Origin of the sequence: Clostridium sp. (genome assembly GCF_029267215.1) — a bacterium.
GTDB lineage: Bacteria > Bacillota > Clostridia > Clostridiales > Clostridiaceae > Sarcina.
Genome location: NZ_JARIDH010000069.1, coordinates 1 through 1,045, shown reverse-complemented (window position 1 = coordinate 1,045; position 1,045 = coordinate 1). Strand labels below are relative to the sequence as shown.

The following is a 1,045-nucleotide window of genomic DNA, read 5'->3' as shown; positions in this document are numbered from 1 at the left end:
TCATCGAATTTAGCTTTTGCAGTTTTAACAGCAAGCTCTAAAGCTTCTGCTGGAGTATATAATGCATTTTTATCTATTAATTTTGAACTTTCAATATATTTCTTTCCCATTAATATAATCCTCCTTTGTGGTATTAGCGGTTTTTACCTCCCACCGATTTGAATAAATTATTCTACTACTACTACACCCATACTTCTAGCAGTACCTTCGATCATGCTCATTGCAGTTTCGATTGTTGCAGCATTTAAGTCTGGCATTTTTAATTCAGCAATTTTTCTTATTTGCTCTTTAGTGATGTTTCCAACTTTAGTTCTGTTTGGAACACCTGATCCACTTTCTAAGCCTAATTCTTTCTTTATAAGAACTGCAGCTGGTGGAGTTTTTAATATGAAGCTGAATGATCTGTCTTGATATACAGTTATTACAACTGGTATTATTAAGCCAGCTTTATCAGCAGTCTTTGCGTTGAATTCTTTACAGAATCCCATTATGTTTACACCGTGTTGACCTAAAGCGGGTCCTACTGGTGGTGCTGGTGTTGCTTTTCCTGCAGGAAGTTGAAGTTTTATCATTCCTGTTACTTTCTTAGCCATGAGTTTATTCCTCCTATACTGTGGTAATTATCGGACTTCCGCCCTCCCACTTGATCGAGACGTTAGTCTGATTTTTAATCTAATTTTTCTACTTGATTAAAATCTAGTTCAGCTAGAGTTTCTCTACCGAACATATCTACTAAGGCTTTTATTTTGCCTTTTTCAACATTTATTTCTTGGATTATAGCAGCAAAACCACTTAAAGCTCCTGAAATAATGTTTATAGTTTCTCCTACCTCCAAGTCGATATCCATAGCAGTTTTCATTACTCCCATAGATTCTACCTCTTCATCGGTAAGTGGTACAGGTTTTGACCCTGGACCTACAAATCCAGTTACTCCTCTTGTATTTCTTACGACATACCAAGATTCATCTGTCATAACCATGTTTACTATAACATATCCTGGGAATTTTTTCTTTAAAGTAACTTTTATCTTACCATCTTTTTCTTC

General features: G+C 35.4%; 2 protein-coding genes and 1 pseudogene. All 3 read right to left on the bottom strand.

Features of this window, described 5'->3' with window-relative positions:
• Positions 1-110 (bottom strand): annotated as a pseudogene (locus Q1K13_RS11550) (50S ribosomal protein L1); the annotation flags it as partial.
• 57 nt (positions 111-167) lie between these two features.
• Entirely contained in the window at positions 168-593 is a 426-nt protein-coding gene (rplK, locus tag Q1K13_RS11545; protein WP_003452181.1) for a 50S ribosomal protein L11, read from the bottom strand.
• Between the two features lie 74 nt (positions 594-667).
• Positions 668-1,045, bottom strand: a 378-nt coding sequence (gene nusG, locus Q1K13_RS11540; protein WP_300351009.1) for a transcription termination/antitermination protein NusG, incomplete at its 5' end; no start/stop codon positions are given.